This is a genomic window from Rothia sp. P6271 (assembly GCF_048512995.1).
Classification (GTDB): Bacteria; Actinomycetota; Actinomycetes; order Actinomycetales; family Micrococcaceae; genus Rothia.
The window spans coordinates 21,021-44,571 of sequence record NZ_JBLXXV010000005.1 but is presented as its reverse complement, the minus strand read 5'-3'; the positions used below and the strand labels follow the sequence as shown (position 1 = coordinate 44,571).

17 protein-coding genes and 1 riboswitch are annotated in these 23,551 nt (G+C 47.2%); of the genes, 7 read left to right on the top strand and 10 right to left on the bottom strand.

Features of this window, described 5'->3' with window-relative positions; all coding sequences use genetic code 11:
- Positions 1-441: 441 nt before the first annotated feature.
- The gene (locus ACN08X_RS05225) at positions 442-2,199 is read left to right on the top strand and encodes a VWA domain-containing protein (protein WP_419102001.1); all 1,758 of its coding nucleotides are present in this window, start codon (positions 442-444) and stop codon (positions 2,197-2,199) included.
- A gap of 116 nt (positions 2,200-2,315) precedes the next feature.
- Here ACN08X_RS05225 and purH read toward each other — a convergent pair whose 3' ends face one another.
- Complete coding sequence (gene purH / locus ACN08X_RS05220) at positions 2,316-3,923, bottom strand: bifunctional phosphoribosylaminoimidazolecarboxamide formyltransferase/IMP cyclohydrolase (protein ID WP_419108110.1); 1,608 nt, start codon at positions 3,921-3,923, stop codon at positions 2,316-2,318.
- Positions 3,924-4,034: 111 nt separating this feature from the next.
- Positions 4,035-4,658 (bottom strand): phosphoribosylglycinamide formyltransferase, encoded by a 624-nt coding sequence (gene purN / locus ACN08X_RS05215; protein WP_419101999.1) that lies wholly within the window; start codon positions 4,656-4,658, stop codon positions 4,035-4,037.
- Positions 4,659-4,788: 130 nt separating this feature from the next.
- Here purN and ACN08X_RS05210 point away from each other — a divergent pair, with 130 nt between their 5' ends.
- The gene (locus tag ACN08X_RS05210; protein ID WP_419106455.1) at positions 4,789-5,208 is read left to right on the top strand and encodes a hypothetical protein; all 420 of its coding nucleotides are present in this window, start codon (positions 4,789-4,791) and stop codon (positions 5,206-5,208) included.
- 240 nt (positions 5,209-5,448) lie between these two features.
- On the opposite strand, the gene ACN08X_RS05205 is transcribed toward ACN08X_RS05210, so the two are convergent.
- The 3 genes from ACN08X_RS05205 to ACN08X_RS05195 all read right to left on the bottom strand — a co-directional run bounded on the left by ACN08X_RS05205 (position 5,449) and on the right by ACN08X_RS05195 (position 8,064).
- Positions 5,449-7,239, bottom strand: a complete 1,791-nt coding sequence (locus ACN08X_RS05205) for a DUF6350 family protein (protein WP_419108109.1) — start codon at positions 7,237-7,239, stop codon at positions 5,449-5,451.
- A 184-nt stretch (positions 7,240-7,423) separates the two neighbouring features.
- Complete coding sequence (locus ACN08X_RS05200; RefSeq protein ID WP_419108108.1) at positions 7,424-7,873, bottom strand: plasmid stabilization protein; 450 nt, start codon at positions 7,871-7,873, stop codon at positions 7,424-7,426.
- Complete coding sequence (locus ACN08X_RS05195; RefSeq protein ID WP_419101995.1) at positions 7,870-8,064, bottom strand: nuclease PIN; 195 nt, start codon at positions 8,062-8,064, stop codon at positions 7,870-7,872. Before ACN08X_RS05195 ends, ACN08X_RS05200 begins: the two co-directional genes overlap by 4 nt.
- A 31-nt stretch (positions 8,065-8,095) precedes the next feature.
- Positions 8,096-8,224, bottom strand: a riboswitch (SAM riboswitch).
- A 146-nt stretch (positions 8,225-8,370) separates the two neighbouring features.
- Here ACN08X_RS05195 and ACN08X_RS05190 point away from each other — a divergent pair.
- The gene (locus ACN08X_RS05190) at positions 8,371-11,886 is read left to right on the top strand and encodes an SNF2-related protein (RefSeq protein WP_419108107.1); all 3,516 of its coding nucleotides are present in this window, start codon (positions 8,371-8,373) and stop codon (positions 11,884-11,886) included.
- Here the strand turns inward: ACN08X_RS05190 and ACN08X_RS05185 are convergent.
- Together ACN08X_RS05185 and ACN08X_RS05180 are read right to left on the bottom strand one after the other, a co-directional pair.
- Positions 11,869-12,816 carry a DUF808 domain-containing protein gene (locus ACN08X_RS05185; RefSeq protein WP_419108106.1) on the bottom strand — a complete coding sequence of 316 codons (948 nt, stop codon included), beginning with the start codon at positions 12,814-12,816 and terminating at the stop codon, positions 11,869-11,871. The genes ACN08X_RS05190 and ACN08X_RS05185 overlap by 18 nt on opposite strands.
- 69 nt (positions 12,817-12,885) lie before the next feature.
- Positions 12,886-14,181, bottom strand: coding sequence for an MFS transporter (locus tag ACN08X_RS05180; RefSeq protein WP_419108105.1), 1,296 nt, complete (start codon positions 14,179-14,181; stop codon positions 12,886-12,888).
- A gap of 221 nt (positions 14,182-14,402) precedes the next feature.
- Between ACN08X_RS05180 and ACN08X_RS05175 the strand changes: the two genes are divergently transcribed.
- Complete coding sequence (locus ACN08X_RS05175) at positions 14,403-15,236, top strand: aldo/keto reductase (protein WP_419108104.1); 834 nt, start codon at positions 14,403-14,405, stop codon at positions 15,234-15,236.
- Between the two features lie 192 nt (positions 15,237-15,428).
- The gene (locus ACN08X_RS05170; protein WP_419108103.1) at positions 15,429-15,986 is read left to right on the top strand and encodes a GtrA family protein; all 558 of its coding nucleotides are present in this window, start codon (positions 15,429-15,431) and stop codon (positions 15,984-15,986) included.
- 22 nt (positions 15,987-16,008) lie between these two features.
- Here ACN08X_RS05170 and ACN08X_RS05165 read toward each other — a convergent pair whose 3' ends face one another.
- Positions 16,009-18,351 carry a Tex family protein gene (locus tag ACN08X_RS05165; RefSeq protein WP_419108102.1) on the bottom strand — a complete coding sequence of 781 codons (2,343 nt, stop codon included), beginning with the start codon at positions 18,349-18,351 and terminating at the stop codon, positions 16,009-16,011.
- A gap of 196 nt (positions 18,352-18,547) precedes the next feature.
- Between ACN08X_RS05165 and ACN08X_RS05160 the strand changes: the two genes are divergently transcribed.
- Positions 18,548-19,921, top strand: a complete 1,374-nt coding sequence (locus ACN08X_RS05160; protein ID WP_419106451.1) for a hypothetical protein — start codon at positions 18,548-18,550, stop codon at positions 19,919-19,921.
- Positions 19,922-19,945: 24 nt separating this feature from the next.
- Here ACN08X_RS05160 and ACN08X_RS05155 read toward each other — a convergent pair whose 3' ends face one another.
- Both ACN08X_RS05155 and ACN08X_RS05150 read right to left on the bottom strand, forming a co-directional pair.
- Complete coding sequence (locus ACN08X_RS05155) at positions 19,946-20,746, bottom strand: HNH endonuclease family protein (protein ID WP_419108101.1); 801 nt, start codon at positions 20,744-20,746, stop codon at positions 19,946-19,948.
- Between the two features lie 113 nt (positions 20,747-20,859).
- Positions 20,860-22,314 carry an amino acid permease gene (locus ACN08X_RS05150; RefSeq protein ID WP_419108100.1) on the bottom strand — a complete coding sequence of 485 codons (1,455 nt, stop codon included), beginning with the start codon at positions 22,312-22,314 and terminating at the stop codon, positions 20,860-20,862.
- A gap of 351 nt (positions 22,315-22,665) precedes the next feature.
- Here ACN08X_RS05150 and trmB point away from each other — a divergent pair, with 351 nt between their 5' ends.
- Complete coding sequence (gene trmB, locus ACN08X_RS05145; protein WP_419106448.1) at positions 22,666-23,466, top strand: tRNA (guanosine(46)-N7)-methyltransferase TrmB; 801 nt, start codon at positions 22,666-22,668, stop codon at positions 23,464-23,466.
- The last annotated feature ends 85 nt before the right edge of the window (positions 23,467-23,551 follow it).

Sequence of the window (23,551 nt, the reverse complement as noted above, 5' to 3'; positions counted from 1 at the left end):
GTAACTGGTGCGTATATTTTTCGACAGTTTCTGTAGTTTTACCAAGTTTATTTTAATAATCACTCAAGTTTTGAGTTTTTCTTTTTTAACTCACCCCCGAACGTTGTCCGCAATGTAAGAAGTTGCTACATGCCAAAAGATAGGCTTTTGAACCTTTTAATTTTAGCAAAACCCACCTGATGATATTGTTTCGCCTAGTCAATAGAACACGATTAGTTTCTACAAAAACTTTTATTCACAAAAAGATATTTAAACAAGAAATAATTATATCAAAAATTGCACTACTTATGTCCATTTTTAAACAATTTCATAGTATAAAAACTAAACGCATTTTATATGCTAAAGTATTAGGCTTGTAAGGATACATACTTTATTTATGCGCTCACGCATCTTCACACCAGTAAATAAACTCACCTACGGAGACAGGGCGGAAGGGTACAAATGGGGAACGCTCAATCTCGACGCGAAGCGCGAGAAGCACAACGCAGAAAAAACATGCGCAAATGGGCCGCAGTCGGAGGCGCAACAGCCATCCTACTAAGCGGTGGAATGCTCGCATACTACCTCAAAGGTAACAACACAGAAGACAAAGTAGTTAACGCACAATCCGTACCTACCTCCTGCGCAACCACTCAACGCGTCACCGTTGAAACCACACCAGATATGGCGCAGGTACTCCACAAAATCCCAGTCAATCCAGAAGACTGCATCGTCTTGGCCGTTAGCCACGACACCTCCGTTGCTGACGTTGCAAGCCAAATTATTGCAGGAAAGTCTGCACCAAACCTCTGGTTGCCTGCATCATCGACACAAGCTCAGCTTGCCCTCGCAGGAAAAACCGAGCTAGTGACTAAAGCCGAATCCCTCGCAAAAACGCCTAGCGTCATTGTCACCAAATCTTCAGACAAATACCCATCATGGAACGAAGCTCTCAGCGATGTAACCGCAGTACACATGGGAGACCCTAGCGTAGAACCTAGCTCATTCATGTCCATCGTCAACGCTACCGAAGAAACCGCCAACGGCAAAGCAAGCAAACAAGCGCTAGCAAACAACCTCGGTTCACGAGCGCAAACTATCGGAGTTGAAACAGCCGCAGAAAACGCTCAAGAGCTCCTCTCAGGTGTAGTAAATGACACCTACCGTTCGGCTATCGTTGGAGAAAACGACTATGCCTCATACCTCAACGAACACTCCGATTCCAAACTTACCGCGTATGTTCCGGCTACCGGCAGTGGCGAATTAGATTACCCGCTCTACCAGCCGGCATCTAGTGGAACAGAAACCAATAAAACCGTTTCACAAGCAGCTGATAAAATCACCAAGTTCATCTCCTCTGAAGACGGCAAAAAGGCTCTCGCAGAAGCAGGTCTACGCAACGCACAAGGTGATCCGCTCGAAAAAGATTCCATCGGAAAGTTCACCAACCTTACCGGTGCAAACCCAGACGTTGTAGCAGAAGCGTGGTCTACCTATTCCCTTCAAGCGGCACCATTGAACGCCCTCGTTGCGGTAGACGTCTCAGGCTCCATGGGTTACAAAATTGATGGTACCGACCAAACCCGTATGGATATTGCCGTCAATTCCATCCTTGCCGGATATAAACTCTTCCCCGCACGAGATTCTATGGGATTGTGGAGTTTCTCTAGCAATATGAGCAAGGATGACAGCGGAAAAACCGTTGATTATAAGAGTCTTGCACCTATTCGCCATATGAGTGATGAAGTCGATGGGCGTTCACAGCGCAACATCCTCCTTGAAGCTGGTTCTTCCCTCAAACCTATTCCAGATAACTACACTGGACTAAACGACACTATTCTTGCGGCATTCCAAAATGTCAAAAAAGAATACAAGGCAGGCGCAGCAAATACCGTCATCGTTATGACTGACGGTGAAAACCACGATGATAATTCCATCAGTACCGAAGATCTTATTAAGACCATCCAGTCTCAACAAGATCCAGAAGCTCCGGTCTATATCATCCTTATCGGTATTTCACCTGACGCAGATATGCAAGCACTTCAGGAAATTGCGTCTCAAACCGGTGGGCAGGCATTCCCTGCAAACTCTGCAGAAGACATCCAACGGATTTTTGCAGAAGCTTTCTCCTTCTCTAGCCAAGAGAAACAGGCACTAGCACAGGCTGGAGCCGAAGAAGCGCAAGCACACCACCAAGAGACAGCAACCGAAAACCAGTAAAAACTAGGTTTTCCAAACTCAGCTAAGAGGGGTGTGGTTCAGAAAATATTTTCTGAACCACACCCCTCTTAGCATCTCTCCCCTGTCAGAGAACAGATTCTCTGAAACTATTCTTCTTAATGGAAGAAATGACGGCTTCCAGTAAAGTACATTGTCACACCAGCAGATTCAGCGGCAGCAATGACTTCTTCATCACGAATAGAGCCACCAGGCTGAACAACCGCACGAACACCAGCATCGATGAGTACCTGTAGCCCATCAGCGAAGGGGAAAAAGGCGTCAGAGGCAGCAACTGAACCGCGAGCGCGTTCAGCATTATCGGCAAGAGTGTTAGCGCGTTCAACCGAAAGCTTACAAGAATCTACACGGTTTACCTGCCCCATGCCAATACCGACAGCAGCACCTTGATCAGCTAGAAGGATAGCATTTGATTTTGCAGAACGTAGGGCACGCCAAGCAAAGCTCAAATCTTTGAGGGTTTGTTCATCGGCAGGTTGACCGGCAACGAGAGTCCACGCGGTAGGCGCATCACCCTCAGCTTGTAGCTGGTCTGCATCTTGGAATAATGCGCCACCAGAAATTTGACGGTATTCGATGGTGCTTCGCGTGTAGTTCTGAGGCAGTTCGAGAATACGTAGGTTCTTCTTAGACCGTAAAATCTCTAGAGCATCTGCACTATAAGACGGTGCAACAATTACTTCGGTAAAAATGTTTTTGATGTTCTGCGCCATCTGTGCGGTTACTTCGCGGTTTGCTGCGATAACACCACCGTAGGCAGACAGTGGGTCACAGGCGTGAGCATTCATATGAGCTTGTGCAATAGGGTCTTCAGCTTGTGGTGGTGCAATTGCCACGCCACAAGGATTATTGTGCTTAATAATAGCTACTGCGGGTTCATCGAAATCATAGGCGGTGCGTAGAGCGGCATCAGCATCAACGTAGTTGTTATAGCTCATTGCTTTACCGCCGAGTTGTTCAGCTTGAGCAATGCCGGGTGCGCTAGCGGAGTCTACGTAAAGAGCTCCTTGCTGGTGAGGGTTCTCTCCATAGCGTAAAGATTCTGAACGTTCAAAGGATAGTCCCGCAAAAGGTGGCCAGTATTGGGCGTTCTCAGATCCTTCTAGCTGGGCGGCTGTCCATGTTGCTACAGCGGTATCGTAAGTGGCGGTATGTGCAAAAGCAGCTGAGGCAAGACGGCGACGTTCAGCTAAAGTAAATCCACCGTTTTGAGCTGCGTTAATGACGTCATCATAGCGTTGGGGGTCGACGACAACAGCTACTGAATGATGGTTTTTTGCGGCTGCACGCACCATGGAAGGACCACCAATATCGATTTTTTCGATAATAGCATCGTGGTCAGCACCAGAAGCAACAGTTTGCGCAAAAGGGTAAAGGTTAACGATAACAACATCAAAAGGTTCGATGCTTAGGTCTTCTAGAGTTTGTCGGTGTTGTTCTTTCCGACGGTCAGCTAGAATACCTGCGTGAATCCTTGGGTGAAGAGTTTTGACGCGACCTTCAAGACATTCGGGAAACTCGGTGATATCAGATACTTCTGTTACTGGTACGCCTGCAGAAGCAATCGTCGCTGCGGTAGAACCTGTTGAAATGAGTGATACACCGGCTTGGTGTAGTCCGCGTGCAAGGTCTTCTAATCCAGTTTTGTCGTAGACAGAGATGAGCGCACGTTTGATGGGGACACGATCTAGCTGAGTAAGGCTCACAAATACTCCAATTTTTGTCTGGGTAAAAGGTGTTATTTTTTGATCCGTTTTCAGCCCCGGCCCACGGGCTAGATACCAGTGATGAGGTATCTACATCTGTGGCACCGGCGCTTATAAAAGCGGTGGTGTATGTTCTTCAGGAGTGGTTTTCTCCGTGGCATTCTGCGAAGAACGTAGAGTGTGGCTTATCTGTTCAAGAGTGTTCACAAGTAACTCCCGCTCTTTGACTTTGATACGCTCGTGAAGGGTTTCTTCGGTGTCTGTATCTTCCACAAGGACAGGAGCTTGAGCAAGGATAGTTCCGGTATCCACCCCTGCATCAACTAAATGAACCGTCATTCCAGTGACTTTAACCCCATAGGCGAGGGCGTCGCGTACCCCGTGTGCTCCGGGGAAAGAGGGTAAGAGAGCAGGGTGGGTATTGATGATACGTCCGGCGAATCGTTCAACAAGTTGTTTGTCCACGATGCGCATGAAGCCAGCGAAGACGATACGATCAGGGTTATATCGGGTGAGGTGTTCTTCAAGGGCGCGGTTCCATTGCTCGCGAGAAGAATAATGATGTGGTTCGCACAGGAACGTTTCAATACCGTTCTCTTGGGCTCGTGCGATACCACGGCACGGTTTATCTGCACCGACAGCAAGAATATCCACCGTGAGGGTGCCTGCCGAAACAGCATCTATGATGGACTGTAAGTTTGTCCCTGACCCAGAGACCATCACCACAATACGCATGATTCACAGTGTACCCCACCTTGTGGCGAAGCTAATAGTTCAATTATTTATATGACTTAAAGTATTTTGCACAGGAGAGAGCAGGTGCGAGGAATCCCTCAAATCTCTCAGAGCAGGTATCCTAGAGAGTATGTCTGTACAGCCTATGCTTCCTGAGAATGAGTCCTCCCCCATGGTTCAAGACGCAAAGCAACGTCTTGATGTCTGTCATCGTTTGAGCATTGCTTTCGGCCTTTTAGGGTTTGTGTTCTCCGCGTATAGCGGGTGGTGGCTTATTGCAGCATTGTCCTTTCAGCTGGGGATGATTATCAGCGCTGTTTGGGGCATGACGTATATTGCTCGGGCACGTGCGTCCTCAGGCATGTATGTAACGTTCACATTCTTTATGGTGATTGCGCTAGTACTCATGTTTAGTACCTCAATACAAATAATTTTTATGGACCAAACAAACCAGTTTGCAGATTGTACCCGTCATGCTCTGACTATTGTCCGGCAGGAGCAGTGTAAAGCTGATTTAGAAGATAATCTTTTAGGGTCCTTACTCAAATAACGACCCGATAGGGGCAGTCGTACCGGGAGTCATAGGGGTACTGGTAGCAGTACTCATGGTGGTGGTTGTAGAGCGATTAGACTGGGACAAACAACCCCCACAATAAACTTCAAGATAAAACCTCAAGGTATTGTCTTCAAGCACATTTGATGATGCTCTAGATACATCCCATAAGCTCAATTATTTAAGTGAGGTTTTGTCACACCCTCAGAACGCCAAAAGCTCTGTGCCCGAAAAGCGTTAAGAGTCATCAGACTTCGACGAAGAACGACGTCGAGTTTTTGGACGGCGTATGACTCGCCCATGTTTAAAGTGAGTGAGGGTTTTCCCTTCAGAGGAATCCTTATCTCCAGTTACCTTATCGGTTGCAGTATCATTTTTTTGTTTCGATACGTCATCTTCAGTTGACGAAGCCTCTGCCTGAGCCTCGAGGTGTTCCTCTTCGAGATCAGAAAACAATCGTAAGTTTTGGGCTACGACAGATTCAAAATCAGCAGTTTTTTTCTCCTCTTTTTGAGTCACCTCAGATCGCGTCGTATCCGATAACGGTTCATCAGCGTCTTCTAAGAGACGACGCACAGCCTCTGAAGAAGGCTTATTGGTTTCATCATGCTGTTCTTCAACTTCTGCGATAGCAGAATTCTGACGAGAGTTCCGACGTTGCGCTTTTTTCTGCTCGCGGGCAAGACGTTTACGACGACGGCGCTCTTCACGGTCGTTCTTTAGCTCAGAGAAACGCTCAAGCTCAGTAATAGCGCCACGATGGAAGATAGGGGCCATCACCGATCCCATCATCACGCCACAAGCAATCCAACCGGCAGATAAAGCACCAAATAATAAAGCATCTGGCCCTAAATCAGTAAAACGTCCCATACCAAGAGAACCGCGCGATGCCCAACCGCATAACGCCAAAATGATGCCGGCAGGAACAGAAACAAAGATAGCTAAGGCAAAAGTTGATAGTGGCAAAGAAATCCAGCGGAAAGGAATTTTCAGAGAAAGCCACTCATCAAGGTGGTCTTCACCGGCACGGAAGAACCACCAGCCAGCAACAATACCGCACAGCACAGGAACCGCAATAGCAATATAGTTCCACGGTTCATTGACCGTTGGTAAGGCACCCAGAAGAGGGAAAGCGGGGAGCACACCAGTAGAGTGTTCAAAGAAGTTTACGGAGGTATGTTCTCCCAATGAGAAACCAGCTCCGACACTCCAAGACATCGCCCAAAAAACTACGTTAGGGATAACACCAAGCTGTAAAAAGGTCAAAGCAGTATCGCCGATAGCACCAGCATCAAGCAATTGATAAATTGTTACGACATCGCTCCAATGCCAGAGCAAAGACAAGCTCAGTAATAGCCCTCCACAGCCAATAAACGCAAGAACTGCCACGATTGACGCGCGAAGAACTGTCCAAACATAAGAACCCGCCCAACGTGAGTACTGGCTAAACTGAGCAACCCATTCGGCAGCGTTAACACCGATCATTCTTGCCAAAGAACGAGACTCGTACCAGCCACCAAGAATAAGCCCTGATAAAACGACCCAACACGGTACAAGTGCAGAAGCTACAGGATACGCTACCGCAGCAGTATCTGTTGTCAAAAGGCTCAAGCCCCCAGCACAGGCACTATAAGTGATAGCTCCGGTTAATGTTGGTATCCAGAATTGTCCCTCACGAGATGCTTGAGCTAAGACTCGTCCTGAACGGAAACATAACCATAAGGGTATCAGCGTTAAGCCCAACGGGATAAAGCTCATCGTCCCTTGAATATCGGGGGTGTCTCCATACGGGGCAGAGATGTTCAGATGAAGAGGAACCCCGTGGATTAGAAGCCACATTTGGCTAACTAAAACTGCCATAGCGTAGAGGTCACGCTGTTCAAAACCGCCGGTAAACCATACGGCACCCAGTAGTAGCACTACAGCAAAGCAAGAGTAGAAGGCAGTACGAAAGAGTTCGACAACACCCTGTAGCCAGAGGGGCATCGGTATCGAACGTTGTTGAGGTTTCATCACGCTGGTTTTCATCGTCTTTTATCTTGTCATGAACTCTATTGAACTCTGAAGTTCACACAGCTTTTCTAATCCAAATGAGACATAAACCAAGGATTTTCTTCACCGCGTGCACCCCACTGAACCATACCATGTATGCCGGTCAAGACGCTAAGCTCATCACAGCCTACGTCTTAAGGTCACGTAAAAGACACAGGGTTTATAGTCCTCGCGCGGCGTTTTCGTGCAGCGGATTAACGGCAGGGACTCCCCAGCGGCGATAAATATCTGCTTTAGAAGAAACTATTTCTAGCTGATGCACTTCAGCGGTAGCAGCCATGAGCCCTTCAAGTGCGGCGGTAGGCAATGGCGTATAAGGGCCTTCTGGTGAGGGGCGTTCTTCAGCACGAATTTGGCGACCGGCCCATGCCAAAGATACGTTCGTATCAACGTCGAGAACCTGCCCGCTAAAACGTTCGAGAAGTTCGTTAACCCACCGCTCTGTTTCAGGGTAGGGGTAAAGCCCTTTAAGTTCGCCTAGGCTAAGTGCTGATATGTACATCACCATATATGAGCGACGGCGAAGAAACGCAACGACCTGCGGATGTGGTGTGGTTTTGCGAATCTCTGCTAGTACATCAGAGTCTAGAAGTAGTCCTCTTATACTCATGCTGCTTGTAAGATACCGTATTCCTGGTTAGGGATACCGTGCGGATTAGGAGAGAGCAAAAAGTTAAGAAACTCAGAACGCTCATGGGAAATACGAGTGTAATCTTGAATGCTTACGGCAGCGTAACCGCCACGAGTTTGAGCAGAAGAAACAGGTTGAATATTGTGCTGAGGGCGAGCGGTGTTGTGCATGATACAACTGCGCTGAATGCGCTTTCCTTTCGAAGTGCTCTTGTCCGTACCAGCCTGCGTACTATGACGCGAATACGAACCGCTTCGTCATCCGAGCCACCCGTGAACATGGGGTTGGCGTTCAACTAAAGTCGGAGCTTATCAGTTGAAACTCTTGAAGCTGAATCCAGAATAACGCAACCACCACAAAAAAACAAAGAGCACAGCCCAAAATATTTGAGAGATTTAGGCTACACCAGCTTTAGTGAAAGCTCATCCGGTAACCTAGAACATATATGCACCCTGCCAGCAGAGGATACAACCACCGTGAATGCACCATCAGCTTTCCCCAGAATCCCCGTCAGCGCAGCAAAAATTATCCAGCAAGTAGGACACCGCACCTACCTCCGCGGAAAACAATACATGCAAGAAGGCAAAGTCGCCCGATACTCCTACGACGCCCAAGCACACATCCTGACAGGAACAACCTACGGCGACGCAACAGACCCATACCTCAGCAAAATTGTCTTCCCCGCAAAACAGGTTGAAGGATCCCTCGCCTTCTCCGCACGATGCACCTGCCCAGTACGCACCGACTGCAAACACTCCGTAGCCATCATGCTCACCGCCATCGAAAGAGCCGAAAAAGTTAGCAAAGCCCAAAGCTCCACTCAACGCGTCACAGACGGACTCAGCAAAGAACAGCTCAAACAACACGGAATCACCACTGCACAAGAGCTAGCAGAACAACAAAAAATGTCGACATGGCGCAGAACGCTGTCACAAACACTGGCGCAGCATCACCGGATACCCTACGAAAATAACAGCAATACCATCGCCGCTCTCGACCTCAAAATGCACGTCAACTCCCGCTTCGCACTCGGTAGCGGTCAACACAAAACACCACGTATCACCCTACAAGCACGCCCACTCGTCCAAGGTAAAAACAACCGATGGATTAAAGACGGCATCAACTGGGAACACTTCCAAAAAGATCACACCGGAAAGACAAGTAGCCACGCCCTCCGACCCCAACACGAACGATGGTTGCGAGAGTTCTACTCCATCATCAGACCTTGGCAATCAGCGTACACTTCCCACCGCGATTGGGTAACACTTTCTACTGTTAACTCTTCCCTACTATGGAAAGTACTCAAAAAAGCAGAAAAAATAGCACTGCCCATCCTGCTAGAGGGAACACCCATCACTACGGCGCACACCGAAGAAGCCACGCTAAAAGCAGAACTTCACAGCTACAAAGACGGTCTACGCATCACACCTACACTCACCGCAGGAGAAAACGCCTTCCCCGCATACTACTGCCACCCAATAGGCCAGCCCCGCAACGGATTCATTGCCCTCGGACACAAAGCACAAGAACACTACAAAGCCACAGCACAAGCTGAACATTGGGAAACAACCCTACCTAGCGCCATCAATCCAACACGTCTCAACGACCAATACGCCGCAGCCGACCTTATTTTCATTCCCCTGAAAGAAACACTCAACGGCGCAGCAGAAACCCTTATCCGAGAAGAACATATCGAAATCCCCTCACAAGATATCAATAGTTTCTATCAAGAGTTCTACCCATATCTCACACGCAATATCAGCTTCTGCACCAACGACGCAACGATACAACCACCCCAAGTACAACAACCAGAGCTGATTCTTCACGTCTACTTCGACAGCGAACAAACACCCCACGCCCACACCCGCTGGGAATGGGAATACCCTAAAGACCCGCTCAAGAACACACGAGATGAAAGCAACCTCGAATACTTCCCAGTACAGAGCACCTTATTAGACATCTATGAACAGCGCGATAAAAACTACGAAAATACAATCCTCGCGCAACTCAAAAATATCTACCCCGCATTACAGCTCACAGAACAACACTTCTACGACTGGGATGTTCAACAACTCACCGAATCTATACTGCCCCAATACCGAGATGTTCATGGACTCCGCATCCAAACTCACGGACAAGAACCTCAATTCACAGAACTGGACGTTACCCCCGAAATCCAGATGAGAGTTGAACCAAGCGATACTCAAGACTGGTTTGACCTTGGAATTATCGTCACCATTGGTCAATGGACCGTATCATTCTCTACGATCTTTGAGGCACTCAACGCGGGGAAAAAACACATCCTTCTCGGTGATGGCAACTACTATCCCCTCAACCGACCAGAATTTATCAAACTACGTCAACTACTAACCGAAATAGAAGACTTCTCAGAACCAGACCAACCACTTAGCCTCAACAAACACCAATTAGGGATGTGGGAAGAACTCGAAGAGCTTGCCACCACCACACAATCATGCCAAGGATGGCAAGAAAGTATTCACAGCCTCCTCAGCGACAAAGACAGTAGCGATAACGTACCAACTCCAGCAACACTCCAAGCACAGCTACGCCCCTACCAAGAAGAAGGCTACCAATGGCTCTACTTCCTGTGGAAACACCGCCTTGGAGCCGTCCTCGGTGATGACATGGGGCTTGGTAAAACACTACAAACTATTTCCATGATGCTCAAAGCCTATGAACAGTGGGTCGAAGAGCTCAATAACAGCACCCCATCATTTGCTCCCTTCCTCATCATTGCCCCCACCTCTGTTGTTCCCAACTGGGTACAAGAATTAGAACGCTTCGCACCAGAACTTGAAGTCGCCGCCATCACCACGTCCACTGCAAAATCGCAACAAACACTCACAGAACGTATTGGTCAGGCACAAGTCGTTATCACGTCATACACTCTGCTACGACTAGATTCCAACGCTTTTAACAGTTACGCACAAGAAACACCGTGGAACGGGGTCATTCTTGATGAAGCGCAATTCATCAAGAATGCGAGAACTCAAGCACACCAAATAGCACGAAAAATACCTGCACGTTTCAAACTTGCCGTCACCGGAACACCCATGGAAAACAACCTCATGGAGTTATGGTCCATTTTCTCTCTTGTGGCACCAGGTCTATTCCCCAGTGCACGAAAATTCAAAGACTATTACGTACAACCCATCACTGAAAGCAAAGACCACGAAAAACTCGAACAGTTACGGCAACGGATACGCCCACTAATCCTCCGGCGAACGAAAGAACTTGTTGCCACAGAGCTACCAGATAAAACAGACCAAAGAATGCCCATTGCTCTTAACCCAGAGCATCGTAAAGCATACGATATGCTCCTACAACAAGAACGCAAAAAAGTTCTGGGACTGCTCAAAGATATGGACAAAAACCGTTTTACGGTCTTCCGTTCGTTAACAAAACTGCGCATGATGGCGCTAGCACCTCATCTAGTCGACGAAGACTACTCGCACATTACCTCATCAAAACTAGAGTACCTTCAGGCGCATCTGCCAGAAGTTCTCTCTCAGGGACACCGTGTACTGATTTTCTCCCAGTTCACCAGCTACCTTAAAACCATCGCAAAAGATTTAGAAGAACAGAATATTGAGTTCTGCTATCTTGACGGTTCGACAAAAGACCGTGCAAAAGTTATCGAACAATTTGAGAAAGGAGAAAGCTCCGTCTTTCTCATCTCGCTCAAGGCGGGAGGGTTCGGGCTTAACCTCACCTCAGCAGATTATTGTTTCTTAATGGATCCGTGGTGGAACCCTGCAGCAGAGCAACAAGCCATCGACAGAATCCACCGTATTGGGCAGACCAGACATGTGATGGTTTACAGGCTTATTGCTGCGGGAACCATTGAAGAAAAAGTTATGGAATTACAAAAAAATAAGTCTGCACTCTTCGACGCTGTTGTTGATGATGGAGATTTCTTTAGCGAAAAGATGACAGCAGAACATATCCGAGAACTATTGAGTACCTCGTAGCGATGAAAAGAAGTGCGTTGCAACAACCACGATACCGCCACATAACAGACCAAAAATCATGGCGAAAAATGTTTCAGCGCACCATGCAAGCACGCTCAGAAGAGTACCGGCACTCCACGAGGTGAGAGCACGAACAAGGTATTCAACCGCGTGTTCTGGGGCGTGAAAACCGACATCTGCTAAGCCACTCAAGACGATATGCCCGCCCACCCAAAGCATCGCAAAAGTACCAAGTAATGAAATGCCTTTCGTCACAAGAGGCATTCCTGACACGAGCGCAGCGCCTATTTTCTGTGTCATAGAAGATTCACCGCGCATGAGCGCTAAGCCGACATCATCCATCTTCACGAGTACGGCAACAACACCATAAACAAGTAAAGTAATCAGCACCGCCACCACGATGAGGGAGATAATACGAATAGCCCATGTTCCCTCATGAGCAATAGTGTTCATGGCGATGACCATAATCTCGGCAGAGAGAATGAAGTCTGTTCTAATCGCCCCAGAAATAACGTTTTTCTCGGCTTCTTCCCCGGCAATGAGCGCAGGAGTTTCTGTCTCTTCTGCTGAATGCGGATGAAATAGCTCTAGTATCTTCTCAGCACCTTCAAAGCAGAGGTACAGACCACCCAACATTAACAACGGAGTTAATGACGCTGGCCATAACCAACTCAAAAAGATAATCAGTGGAAGAATAAAAAGTAGCTTATTACGGAGAGAACCAACCGCAATTTTACGAATAATAGGTAGCTCACGACGAGGTTCTACCCCGTTTAAATATTGGGGAACAACCGCAGTATCGTCAACAACAACACCAATAGCGCGCGCACTTGCTTTAGAGGCGGCAGCAGCAACGTCGTCGGTACTTGTCGCTGTGAGTTTTACTAATGCTGCGATGTCGTCTAGAAGCGCAACTAGCCCGCCAGCCATGAGGATCTCTTTTCTTTATATCTGTCCAATAAGCTACTACCCCAAGAATACAAGGGAAGTTATCGTTCATTACTGTTCAAGAGTATTTTCGGTTGGATATCTCCACAAAGCTGGTTTCCAGTATGTCGCTAGCACGATAGCACCAACGCATATCACACCACCAATGATGGCTGTCATTGAGGTACCAAATAGTGCAGCTCCCAGACCCATCACACCAATACCGATGTTAGGCCCACCAGCAAGGGTCATGATGAAGATACCCTGAAGGCGTCCGCGAAGCCTATCGGGGGTTTCTTGTTGAATGATAGTAGAACGGAATATACCGCCTACACCATCTGCCCAGCCTGCTACCGCTAACGCGCAAGAAGCACAGACAAGAGGTAATAGGTTTTCGTGTAAGGACTCGCTCGGAGAGCGTCCTTCTAAGAAGAGTGCAATTGCACCGAAGAAAACGAATCCTATCCCCCACAACATATAGCTCATTGTGAGGAAAGCTCCACGGCGTTGTATAGCTGATAGCCACCCCGAAAAAGTGACCCCGATAAAAGCCCCTAGTGCGCCAGCTGAAAAGAGTACACCGGCGCCAAGGTCTCCACCACCAAAGGAGAGGAGCACTAGAGCAGGAATGAGAGGACGGGCTTGGACGCATATCATCGCAATCAAATCAATGATGAACGTCATCGCAATGACGGGGGTGCGCCGTACAAAATAAAAACCTTCTACTACAGAGCAAAGACCACGAACCTTTGGTGTTTTTTCATCGTGTTCAGGAAGAACTGTAGGAAGTTTATATAGCGCCCAGATACTGACCAGTAGAGCAAAAACGTTAACAAGGTATGTGTAGTTATACCCGATAGAAGCAATGAATAAGCCACTGAGCAAAGGCCCAAGAGCCATGCCCAAGGAGCCAACGCTCATATTAAGTGCGTTGGCAGATGCAAGAAGTTTTGGAGGAACTATTCGAGGAATAATAGCGCCACGAGCAGCCTGATTAATGGGGAAAAGTAATGATTCTAAAGCGACGAGAGTATACAAAATCCATTGGTTCTGGAGGTTAATCCATGATTGCAAAGCAATGAAAAGGGTCATGAGCCACATGCCCCAGCTGGCGGTTAAAGAAACTTTACGACGGTCATAGTTATCGGCGACGACTCCTCCGCAAAGACCTCCTATGATAAGGGGTAACACCACAATAAAGCCGAGAAGCCCTACGGCGAAGGTGGAGTGTGTGAACGAAAAAATTTCTAGGGTGACGGCTGTTGATGTAATTTGAAAACCCAAACTAGAAAAGAGAGAACCAATCCACAGCCGGCGGTACTCGGGGAGTTCTCTGACCGGCGTTAAATCCATAAAAATTTTCGCCATGAGGGAAATACTACACTATGGATAACCGTGCCTTCTGCCGTCTATTTACCCATCTTTTCAGGGGTTATCGGTGCGTTGATGAAGAGCATATGATGACGCAAAGAAAAGTAACACCACCATTTTTGGCGGCACTAAATCTATGATGAAAGAACAGACAGAAAATTTTACGCATAAAGTTTTCTGATCGATGCCGTTGAGTACACCTTCGAAAGGATTATCAGATGGCACAGCAACCTCTCAAAACATTTAATGATGGACACACCATCCCTCAGCTAGGTTATGGGCTCTGGCAGGTCGAAAACGACCGAGCAGAAGAAGTTACACAACTAGCGCTTGATGCCGGATACCGACATATCGATACCGCAAAAATCTACGGCAACGAAAGTGGTGTGGGCAAAGCATTAGCATCTAGCCAAGTAGCTCGTGAAGACATCTTTGTCACCACCAAAATTTGGAATGAGGACCAAGGGTACGACCAAACACTTCGAGCCTGTGAAGAATCCTTAGAACGCCTCGGGCTCAAAAGTGTTGATCTTCTCCTCATTCATTGGGCTTCTATCCATCGTGAAAAATATGTTCAGACATGGGAAGCTTTCATTGAGTTACGTCGTCGTGGACTAGTACGTTCCATCGGTGTCTCAAATTTTCCCGAACAACAGTTACGCGAAATTATTGAGGTAACAGGGGTAACCCCTGCTATCCATCAAATTGAGTTGCACCCATATTTCTCTCAAGAGAAGTTACGTGCCGTTCATCAAGAGCTTGGAATATTAACCGAAGCATGGTCTCCGTTAGGTCAAGGCGGGCAACTACTCAGCGACCCTGTCATCACTGAGATTGCTCAAAAACATCAGGTTACACCGGCACAAGTTGTTATCGCATGGCATTTAGCCTTAGACAACGTTGTTATTCCTAAATCGGTCACGCCAGAAAGAATTGTGTCCAACTTTGAGTCACTACAGGTACGCCTCGACGATGTAGATATTGAGTCTATTAACTCATTGACTCGTGCAGATGGTCGTATTGGCCCTGACCCGTCACATATCGAGTTCTAAGAGCAGCTTTTACCTTCTCAGGTGAGGCAGGCGTCATAGGGCGTCTGCCTCCTTGAGGTTAAACTGCAACTAATACCACGCTATTTTTTAGCGCTATACTCCTCTTTTAGAGAGATAATAATGCTATTTTGAGGTGATGTGTTCTAAGACTTTATGGAACAAAGCCCATGATGGAAGAAAAGAGCTGAGGGCATGAAAGAAAGTTTTTTTAAGCTTCTTCAGAATGAGAAAGTCCGTTTTCTCATTGTTGGTGGTGGTTGCTTTGTGCTCACCATGGTCATCAATTATGCCGTCAAATACACGGTTCTTACCGCAAAACCGACAACAGCTCTTATTATTGCAACCGGAATAGCAAGTATTGTCTCGTATATTCTTTCTTCACGTTGGACGTGGCAAGGCTCCTCCGGAAAACCAACTTTCATACAGCTACTAGGATTCGCCATTGTGACGGTAATCGGTATTGGGTTGAACGCTCTTCCGCAGTGGGTATCACGTTATATATTGTATTTGTCGTACCCCAATATCTCGTTTCTAGCACAAGAAATTGCAGACTTTATTGCTGGCCCTATTCTCGGTACAGCTCTAGCGATGGTCTTTAGATTTTGGGCGCTTGACCGCTTTGTTTTCAAAGGTTACGAGGCTCGTAAAAAAGCAGAACTACACGAAGTGGTACCTTTCGACAGTGAACAGAAATCACCTTCTGTACCGATGGATGAAGATTCTGTTCCGCCGGTGCAAAAGACCTCATAGAATTTAGAGGTTATTTGGGTTTTTATGCTCGACGTTGCCGACGTCGAGCATTTTTCTTAGTAGTAGAAACTTCTTCTTCAAGTAGTAACGACAACGCTATACGTCCACGGTTTGTATCAACATGGGTGACACGAACTTGTACGATGTCGCCAGAACGTACAATATGGTGAGGGTCTTGGACATAGTTTGTGCTCATCTGTGAGACGTGAATGAGCCCGTCTTGGTGAACACCAATATCCACAAAAGCTCCAAAGCCAGCGACGTTTGATACTGTCCCTTCAAGGATCATGCCGACTTTGACGTCATGGATGGTTTCGACACCTTCAGTGAAGTGGACAGTACGAAACGTTGGGCGCGGGTCACGGCCGGGTGTTTCGAGTTCATCCAGAATATCGTTGAGCGTTTGAGTGCCGAAACCCTCATCTAAATATTTTTGTAATTCCATCTTTTTTCGAGCACTCGACGGTATCACTGCACCTGTAAGTACCCCAGCATCCTGAAGGAGACGACGAGCTAACTCATAAGACTCAGGGTGAACGGCAGAGGCGTCAAGAGGTTCGTCTCCTCCCCTAATACGAATAAAGCCGGCAGCTTGTTCAAAGGTTTTAGCGCCTACTCCAGAGACGTTTAGAAGTTCCTGACGGTTTTTGAAAGCACCATGTTCTTGCCGATAGTTCACAATATTTTGAGCTAACGCACGGTTCAGACCTGCAACATGAGAAAGTAATTCAACGGATGCGCTATTAACCCATACACCTACACTGTTGACGCAGTCTTCAACTGTTGCGTCTAAGGAGCGTCGTAGCGCATGAGCTGAAATATCATGCTGATATTGACCTACGCCAATAGATTGCGGGTCCACTTTAACAAGCTCGGCAAGAGGGTCTTGTAGACGACGTCCGATAGAGACTGCCCCGCGCAGAGACACATCGAGATCTGGCAGTTCTTCGCTTGCTAGAGCAGATGCAGAATAGACGGAAGCTCCTGCTTCTGAAACAGTAACTTTCTGTACAGAGATTCCCTCATTTTTAAGGGTGCTCAGTAGTTCGCTGGCAAGTTTATCGGTATCGCGAGAGGCTGTTCCGTTACCAATAGAAACCAGTTCAAGATGATGTTCTTTAACGAGTTCAGCTAAGGTATTCAGCGATTCAGCCCATTGTTTTTTAGGGGCATGAGGGTAGATAACAGTAGTATCGAGTACCTCCCCAAGTGCAGATAACGCTGCGACTTTTACGCCAGTGCGTAGACCGGGGTCTAAGGCGAGTACAGCACGTTCACCAGCTGGTGCTGCCAAAAGTAGGTCTCGTAGATTTGATGAGAACACATCAATAGCAGATTTTTCGGCGTGTTCTCGCAAACGAGCCCTTATCTGCGTTGTAAGGCGAGGGAGAATACGATTTTTCCAAGTAGAACGTACTGTTGATGCCAACCATCCAAGAACACGGTCTTCATCGCTGACGGTGTTGAGCACCTGCACCGGAATACCTAACGCAAAGGCGATAGTAGACTCATAGGTATAACGTTCTTGTTCGTTACGTTCACTGCTTGCACGAAGTTTTACGAGGTCGCTTTCACCTGATTGTTTTAAAAATTCTGGGGTTTGAGCTATTTCTATACGAAGCTCAACAACACCTTCTTTTTCGGCTCTCATCAAAGCAAGAACACGGTGGCTAGGTATTTTTCTGAGTGGTTCGGAAAAATGAAAGTAGTCGCTAAATTTGCTGTCATGCTCTCTATGTGCCGGAAGTACACGTGAGCTAATGACGCCATGAGACCATAAGCGTTCACGGAGTTGTTCCATTAGTTCGTGGTCATATAGCGCGTATTCTTCAAGGATGGCGCGAGCCCCCTCAAGTGCAGTTTTTGCATCTAGTACAGCAGTATCTTCTGGTTCTTCTGCACAAGATGGGCGAACATACGCTTGAGCGATTTGTTCTGCTTCTGCTAGTGGGACTTCGAGGAGGTCGTCAACAAGTGGTTCTAACCCCGCTTCAAGTGCGCATTGCGCGCGGGTTCGTCGAGCAATTTTATAGGGGGCGTAGAGTGATTCCAGCTCATTTTTCGTGTTTGCGGCAAGCACTGAGGCTTGTAAAGATTCTTCAAGTACACCACGTTGAGCGAGTAATTCAAGGATTTTATGGCGGCGTTGTTCTAGGTCCCTGAGGTATTCGAGTCGTTCGTTAAGTTCACGAAGCTGAGTATCGCTCATCCCCCCAGTGTGTTCTTTACGATACCTAGCGATAAAGGGAACCGTTGCCCCTTCATCAAGCAGCCGAATGCTAGCTCTCACACCAGAAATAGGTACACCTAGTTCACCAGCGAGCGTTTTTTCTAGTTTGTATCTATCCGTTCGAGGTGAATTCATAGCTTCTAGTTTCTCATTAGTTCAGTCTTTTTCTTGTTTTTCGCTGGAATAAAGCATGGAAAATCTTGGTTTATTGGAGTAATACGAGTATATATATTGGTAGTTTTGTTCTTGAGTGTTTAGATTTTGATAACGAAACTATGTATCCATTTATACCGACACAGGCACATACCTGAGTTTAAGGATTGACCCTATTATGGCAAGTAACGAGGACTATAGTCGTTTTCTCTCCTACTACTCGCCTCTCATTGAAGAACTAGCCGATTCTGGCTGGTCAAAAGAAGAAGCCTGCCACCGGCTGGCAACACTCTTCCCCGAAGAATCTCCTCGTATGATTCATCGTGCAGTCTTTTCACGGCGATGGACTTTTAACACTCGCACCGAGAATATTCTCAATAACGTTATGATGTCGGCAGCCGTTTGGTATGCCGTAGCTGTCACTCATGACATGGAGCCAGACCCTCACTATGCGGCAGCTTACCTTGACCCTGTCATATTGCAGGATATTCCGCGAATCTTCGCACAAGCGAAAGTCAGCCCCGAAGCAATATCCGTCATTCTTGGAAAATGTGGTGCAGCGCTCAAAGCGCTTAGTGAGAACCCTTATATTCGTCTTGACGAAGTCTCATATGATGATTTCTTCGAAGATGTTCCTGAAGAAGCACGTAATATTGTTGACGAGGTAAGCAGCTGGCCTCCGCACCGACAAATTATTGAAGACCGACTAGGCGATGGCAGTTGGAGTGTCGCTTTAATGCGTGTTGGCGTATGTCCACCCGATTTAGAAGATTTTGGGATTAGTGTCTCTCCCTCAAGTTTAACTGACCTTAATTTTCGCAACGCATTAGGAGAATTTTTAAGTTATTGTATCCGCTATGATCGTAAACCAACGGTTCTTCTGTATGGAAGTTGGTCAGTGAGCCGTAACCCGTTAGGGCGAGTTCCACTTCTTGGCGCAGTACGTAGTAAATATGGTTCATGGTATCGAGGTCTTAAAAACGGGCGTCGACTTATTAACGATGCTCTCAAAATGAGTTCATTATCAAACCTCCCCGTCAATTCCTCATCTAAGATAAAAACATCGACAGCTTCCTCTAACGGCGTTGATGTTAAAGCACTTTATGCGAATGGTATTGGTGTCGTGCATTCTCCCACAGACCAGCATTCCGATACCTCTGGTAAGAACCCGTGGGAAGTTATGGGACTTTCACTTTACGAGGCTCTTCGAGAGCTTCCATGGGGGCAAAGCGTCAACCTTCACTATCTTTCGCAGGTTCTTCACAAGCAAAAAAATACTACTCCACGGCTCTATGTTTTACGTTCTCCTTCGGGATACCGTTGCGATCTCATCACCGAAAATACTGATTCTAGTCACGATTCTAAAACTCTTGAAGAACATGGTTGGGCACCAGCCACTGCAGATTATTATTGTTGGGCTCAGACATTTCAAGATGCTGAATCTGCTACACAAGAAATTGTGTATGCACTACGTTGGATTCTGAACTACACAAAACCTGAACTCTTCTATTTTGAAGACCAAGAACCATCGGGAGAAGTCTCAAGCTCATAAAAATTTCTCTGAAATTAGGTTGTTTTAGCGCTTTAAATCAGAACGGTATGCCGGTTGTTGTGGACACTCCTGAAGAACAGCGTGCATGGCTTGTTTTTCTGCTGGAGTAACCCACAAATGGTAGATTGCTTTAACAGAGATTTGTCGTGCTACGTATTCACAACGATAGCCTCGTTGAGGTAACCATTGTGAGGCATCTTTATTAGATTTTTCGGTATTGGCATCGTATCCGGTTGCTTGTAAATTAAGCGGGTCATTTGCTAGGCGTTGACGTTGCGCTAAAGGAAGTTCTGCGGCGCCAGTTTGCCAGGCGTTAGAAAGAGCTACAACGTGGTCAATAGGAACGCTTGGGCTTGTTTTTTCCCCTCGAATAAAATCAAGATGCTCAGCGGTGTAAGGATCGATAAAAGTACCTGAAGCAACTTTACACCGTCGAGTGTATTGAACATTCGATAGGTCTCTGGCAAGTACATCATTACGTTGATCACACCCGTTCTTATCAAGATCTTCCCAAGGGGCACCAAATTGCGAACGAGAGTAGCCGCGTGCATCTGCAGGTTTTTTCACGGGAAGCGTCTCTAATACCTGTTCAGCAGTACCATAAGGGTGTGCAGAACTCCGTGCAAAACCAGTTTCTACAGGAACATTTGGGGCGCCGAGTAGTTCTTCAATTTTCTCGTGATTTACCCATATATAAAAACCTCCGCAAAGGAGGACAACCCAAAAGAGTGTGTTGAGTCGAAAGAGAAAAGAACGTCGTCTACGTATTCGATGATGGTGTTGTCTACCGCGTCGAGGTACAGGATTTTTGGGGTATTTTTTCATAAGGTTTAGGTTGTTTTAGGGTGCTGTTGCTTTAAAAGTACAGGGCGGGATATAGCGTATTAATGCTATACCCCGCCCTGTTGAGATAAGGGTTCTTCGAGCGCTCTGTGGATTTAGAGAGAATCCTCGTAAGAGGTGTCTTTAACTCGTGATAGTTGAGCTTTTTTCTGCAGTTCGAGGTGGGTGGGGTTCTTACGGACGAACATCCACCCGATGCCTAGAAGGACGAACCATAGTGGCATTGCAAAGAGTGCTTGGCGGGTGTCATCGTAGAATGCCAGGATGATGACCATTGCGACGAAGAATGCGAGCACAATCCAGCAGGCAAGAATACCTCCTGGCATTTTGTAGGTGGATGCTTCGTGACGTTCTGGGTGTTTTTTGCGGTAGACGAGGTAGGAGACAAGGATCATCGTCCAGTTGAAGATGGCAAGTACCGCTGCCACAGTGGTGACGAGAGTAAATGCGCTAATCACTGATTCTCCGGAGTATAGCAGTACGAGGGAGGAGAGTAAGAGCACACTGGTGAGGAAGAGTGCGTTACGTGGGACGCCTCCGGGGCTGAGAATACGGAAGATACGTGGTGCAGAACCTTCTTCTGCAAGTCCATAAATCATACGTGAGGTGGAGAAGATGCCAGAGTTTGCCGAAGATGTTGCAGAAGTGAGCACTACGAAGTTCACTAATGATGCAGCAAAACCGAAGCCGGCAAGGCTAAACATTGTCACAAAAGGACTCTTGGCGGGGTCAATGTCTTGCCAAGGGGTTACCATCAGGATTACTGCCAAAGTCAGTACGTAGAAGAGGATGATACGGACGGGGACAGCGTTGATTGCTTTAGGTAGTGTTTTATGTGGGTCGCGTGTTTCTGCTGCTGCAGTTCCAACAAGTTCAGCACCGAGGAAAGCAAATAGTGCGATTTGGAATGCCCCGAGGAACCCGACAATACCGTGAGGGAAGAAACCTCCATCTGACCAAAGATTTGTGACGCTTGCTGTACCACCGTTAGGTAGCTGGAAGCTGATAGCAATCATGAAAATACCAACAACGATGAGCGCAAAGATAGCGACTATTTTGATGAGGGCAAACCAGAATTCTATTTCGCCAAAGTTTTTGACGCTGGGAAGGTTCAGTGCCAGAAGTAACCCGATGACGATAATAGCGGGTATCCATTGTTGTAGGTGTGGCCACCAATATTGTGAGTAGCCGGTGATGGCAATAACGTCAGCGACGGCTGTAACGACCCATGTGAACCAGTAGGACCATCCGACGAAGAATCCTGCGCCTGGTCCAAGGATGTCGGAGGCAAAGTCAGAGAATGATTTGTATTTGAGGTTTGAGAGGAGTAGTTCTCCCATCGCTCGAAGGACGAAGAAGATTGCTGTACCAATAATCATGTAGACAAAGAGAATGGACGGACCTGTCAGGGAGATGGTCTTTCCTGACCCCATGAAGAGTCCTGTTCCGATAGCTCCGCCGATGGCGATGAGCTGGATATGTCTATTGCTGAGTCCACGTTGTAGTTCGTTTTCCGTTTGAGTATGCGAACCATGATGTTGGTCTGGCATCTCGCCTCCATTGTTTGATGGGCATACGTGTCTTGAATAGTTCTCTATGGTGAGAGGGTATCGCCGACCTGCATGCCTTTGTGGTCTTTGATATTTGTGTTAATCCTAGTCTGGTTTTGAGGTGTTCTCCGTTTAGACAGGCTAGGAGGCCTTTCAGTTCTTATAGGCTATTAGTCCCTATTATTGCGAGAAAATAATGAATTGTATATCACATTTTTTTATTTGTTGAGTTTTAAGGGTTGCTGGCATGCTTCATTCTCTATCCTCTAGGATGATTAGGTTGCTCATATTCGAGCAGATTCGGGCGGTGCTTTTGTTTCCGTACGCGCCCGTACTAGATTGAGGAGACTCGTGGAAACGACAACGCATACTAATAACGAAAACACCGAACATCTAGCAGAAGATTCTGCTGTTCCTGAGAAGTTTCACCGACAGCCACTTTCATTCGTTCGTCGTGGCGATAGGCTCACAGGTCGCCGACTCACCGCGTGGGAGCAGTATGCTCCTACCCATGTTTTGCAGATACCTCGTCTACTCACTGATACGTCAGTAGCGCCAGAGGCACAGTTTAATGCTGAAGAAGTCTATGGCAGGGTCGCTCCTCTTGTGGTAGAAATTGGTTCTGGACTTGGTGAGGCGATTGTTCATCGTGCGCAGGAGGTTCCTGAGCATAACTTCCTCGCTGTTGAGGTGTATACCCCCGGTATTGCTGATTTACTACGCAAGATGGCAAGTGCTGGTGCGGAGAATATCCGTGTAGCGCAGGCTAATGCTCCAGAGCTTTTAGAGAACATGTTGGAGCCAGCTTCTGTCGATGAGTTGTGGGTGTTTTTCCCTGATCCTTGGCATAAGACTCGTCATCATAAGCGCCGTCTTATTAGTACAGAATTTGCCCATAAGGTTGCACGCGTGTTGAAATCTGGTGCAACTTGGCGTTTAGCAACTGACTGGGAAGAATACGCTATTGTAATGCGTGACGTGCTCGACGCTCATCCCGATTTTGTTAATGCGCATCGTGGCGAGGGTGCAACGGAGGAAGACCCGCAAGGCGGTTGGGCGCCGCGTTGGGAGGGTCGAGTGCTAACGAGTTTTGAACGTAAGGCTCGCGAAGCTGGCCGTGGAGCACATGATTTGACCTATATTCGTCGATAGATGAAAAAATGTTGGTAGGTTTAAACTACGTTTGTAGCAGGTGTTATGTCTCTGAGTAAGCGGCAGTGAACATAGCTACGTTATG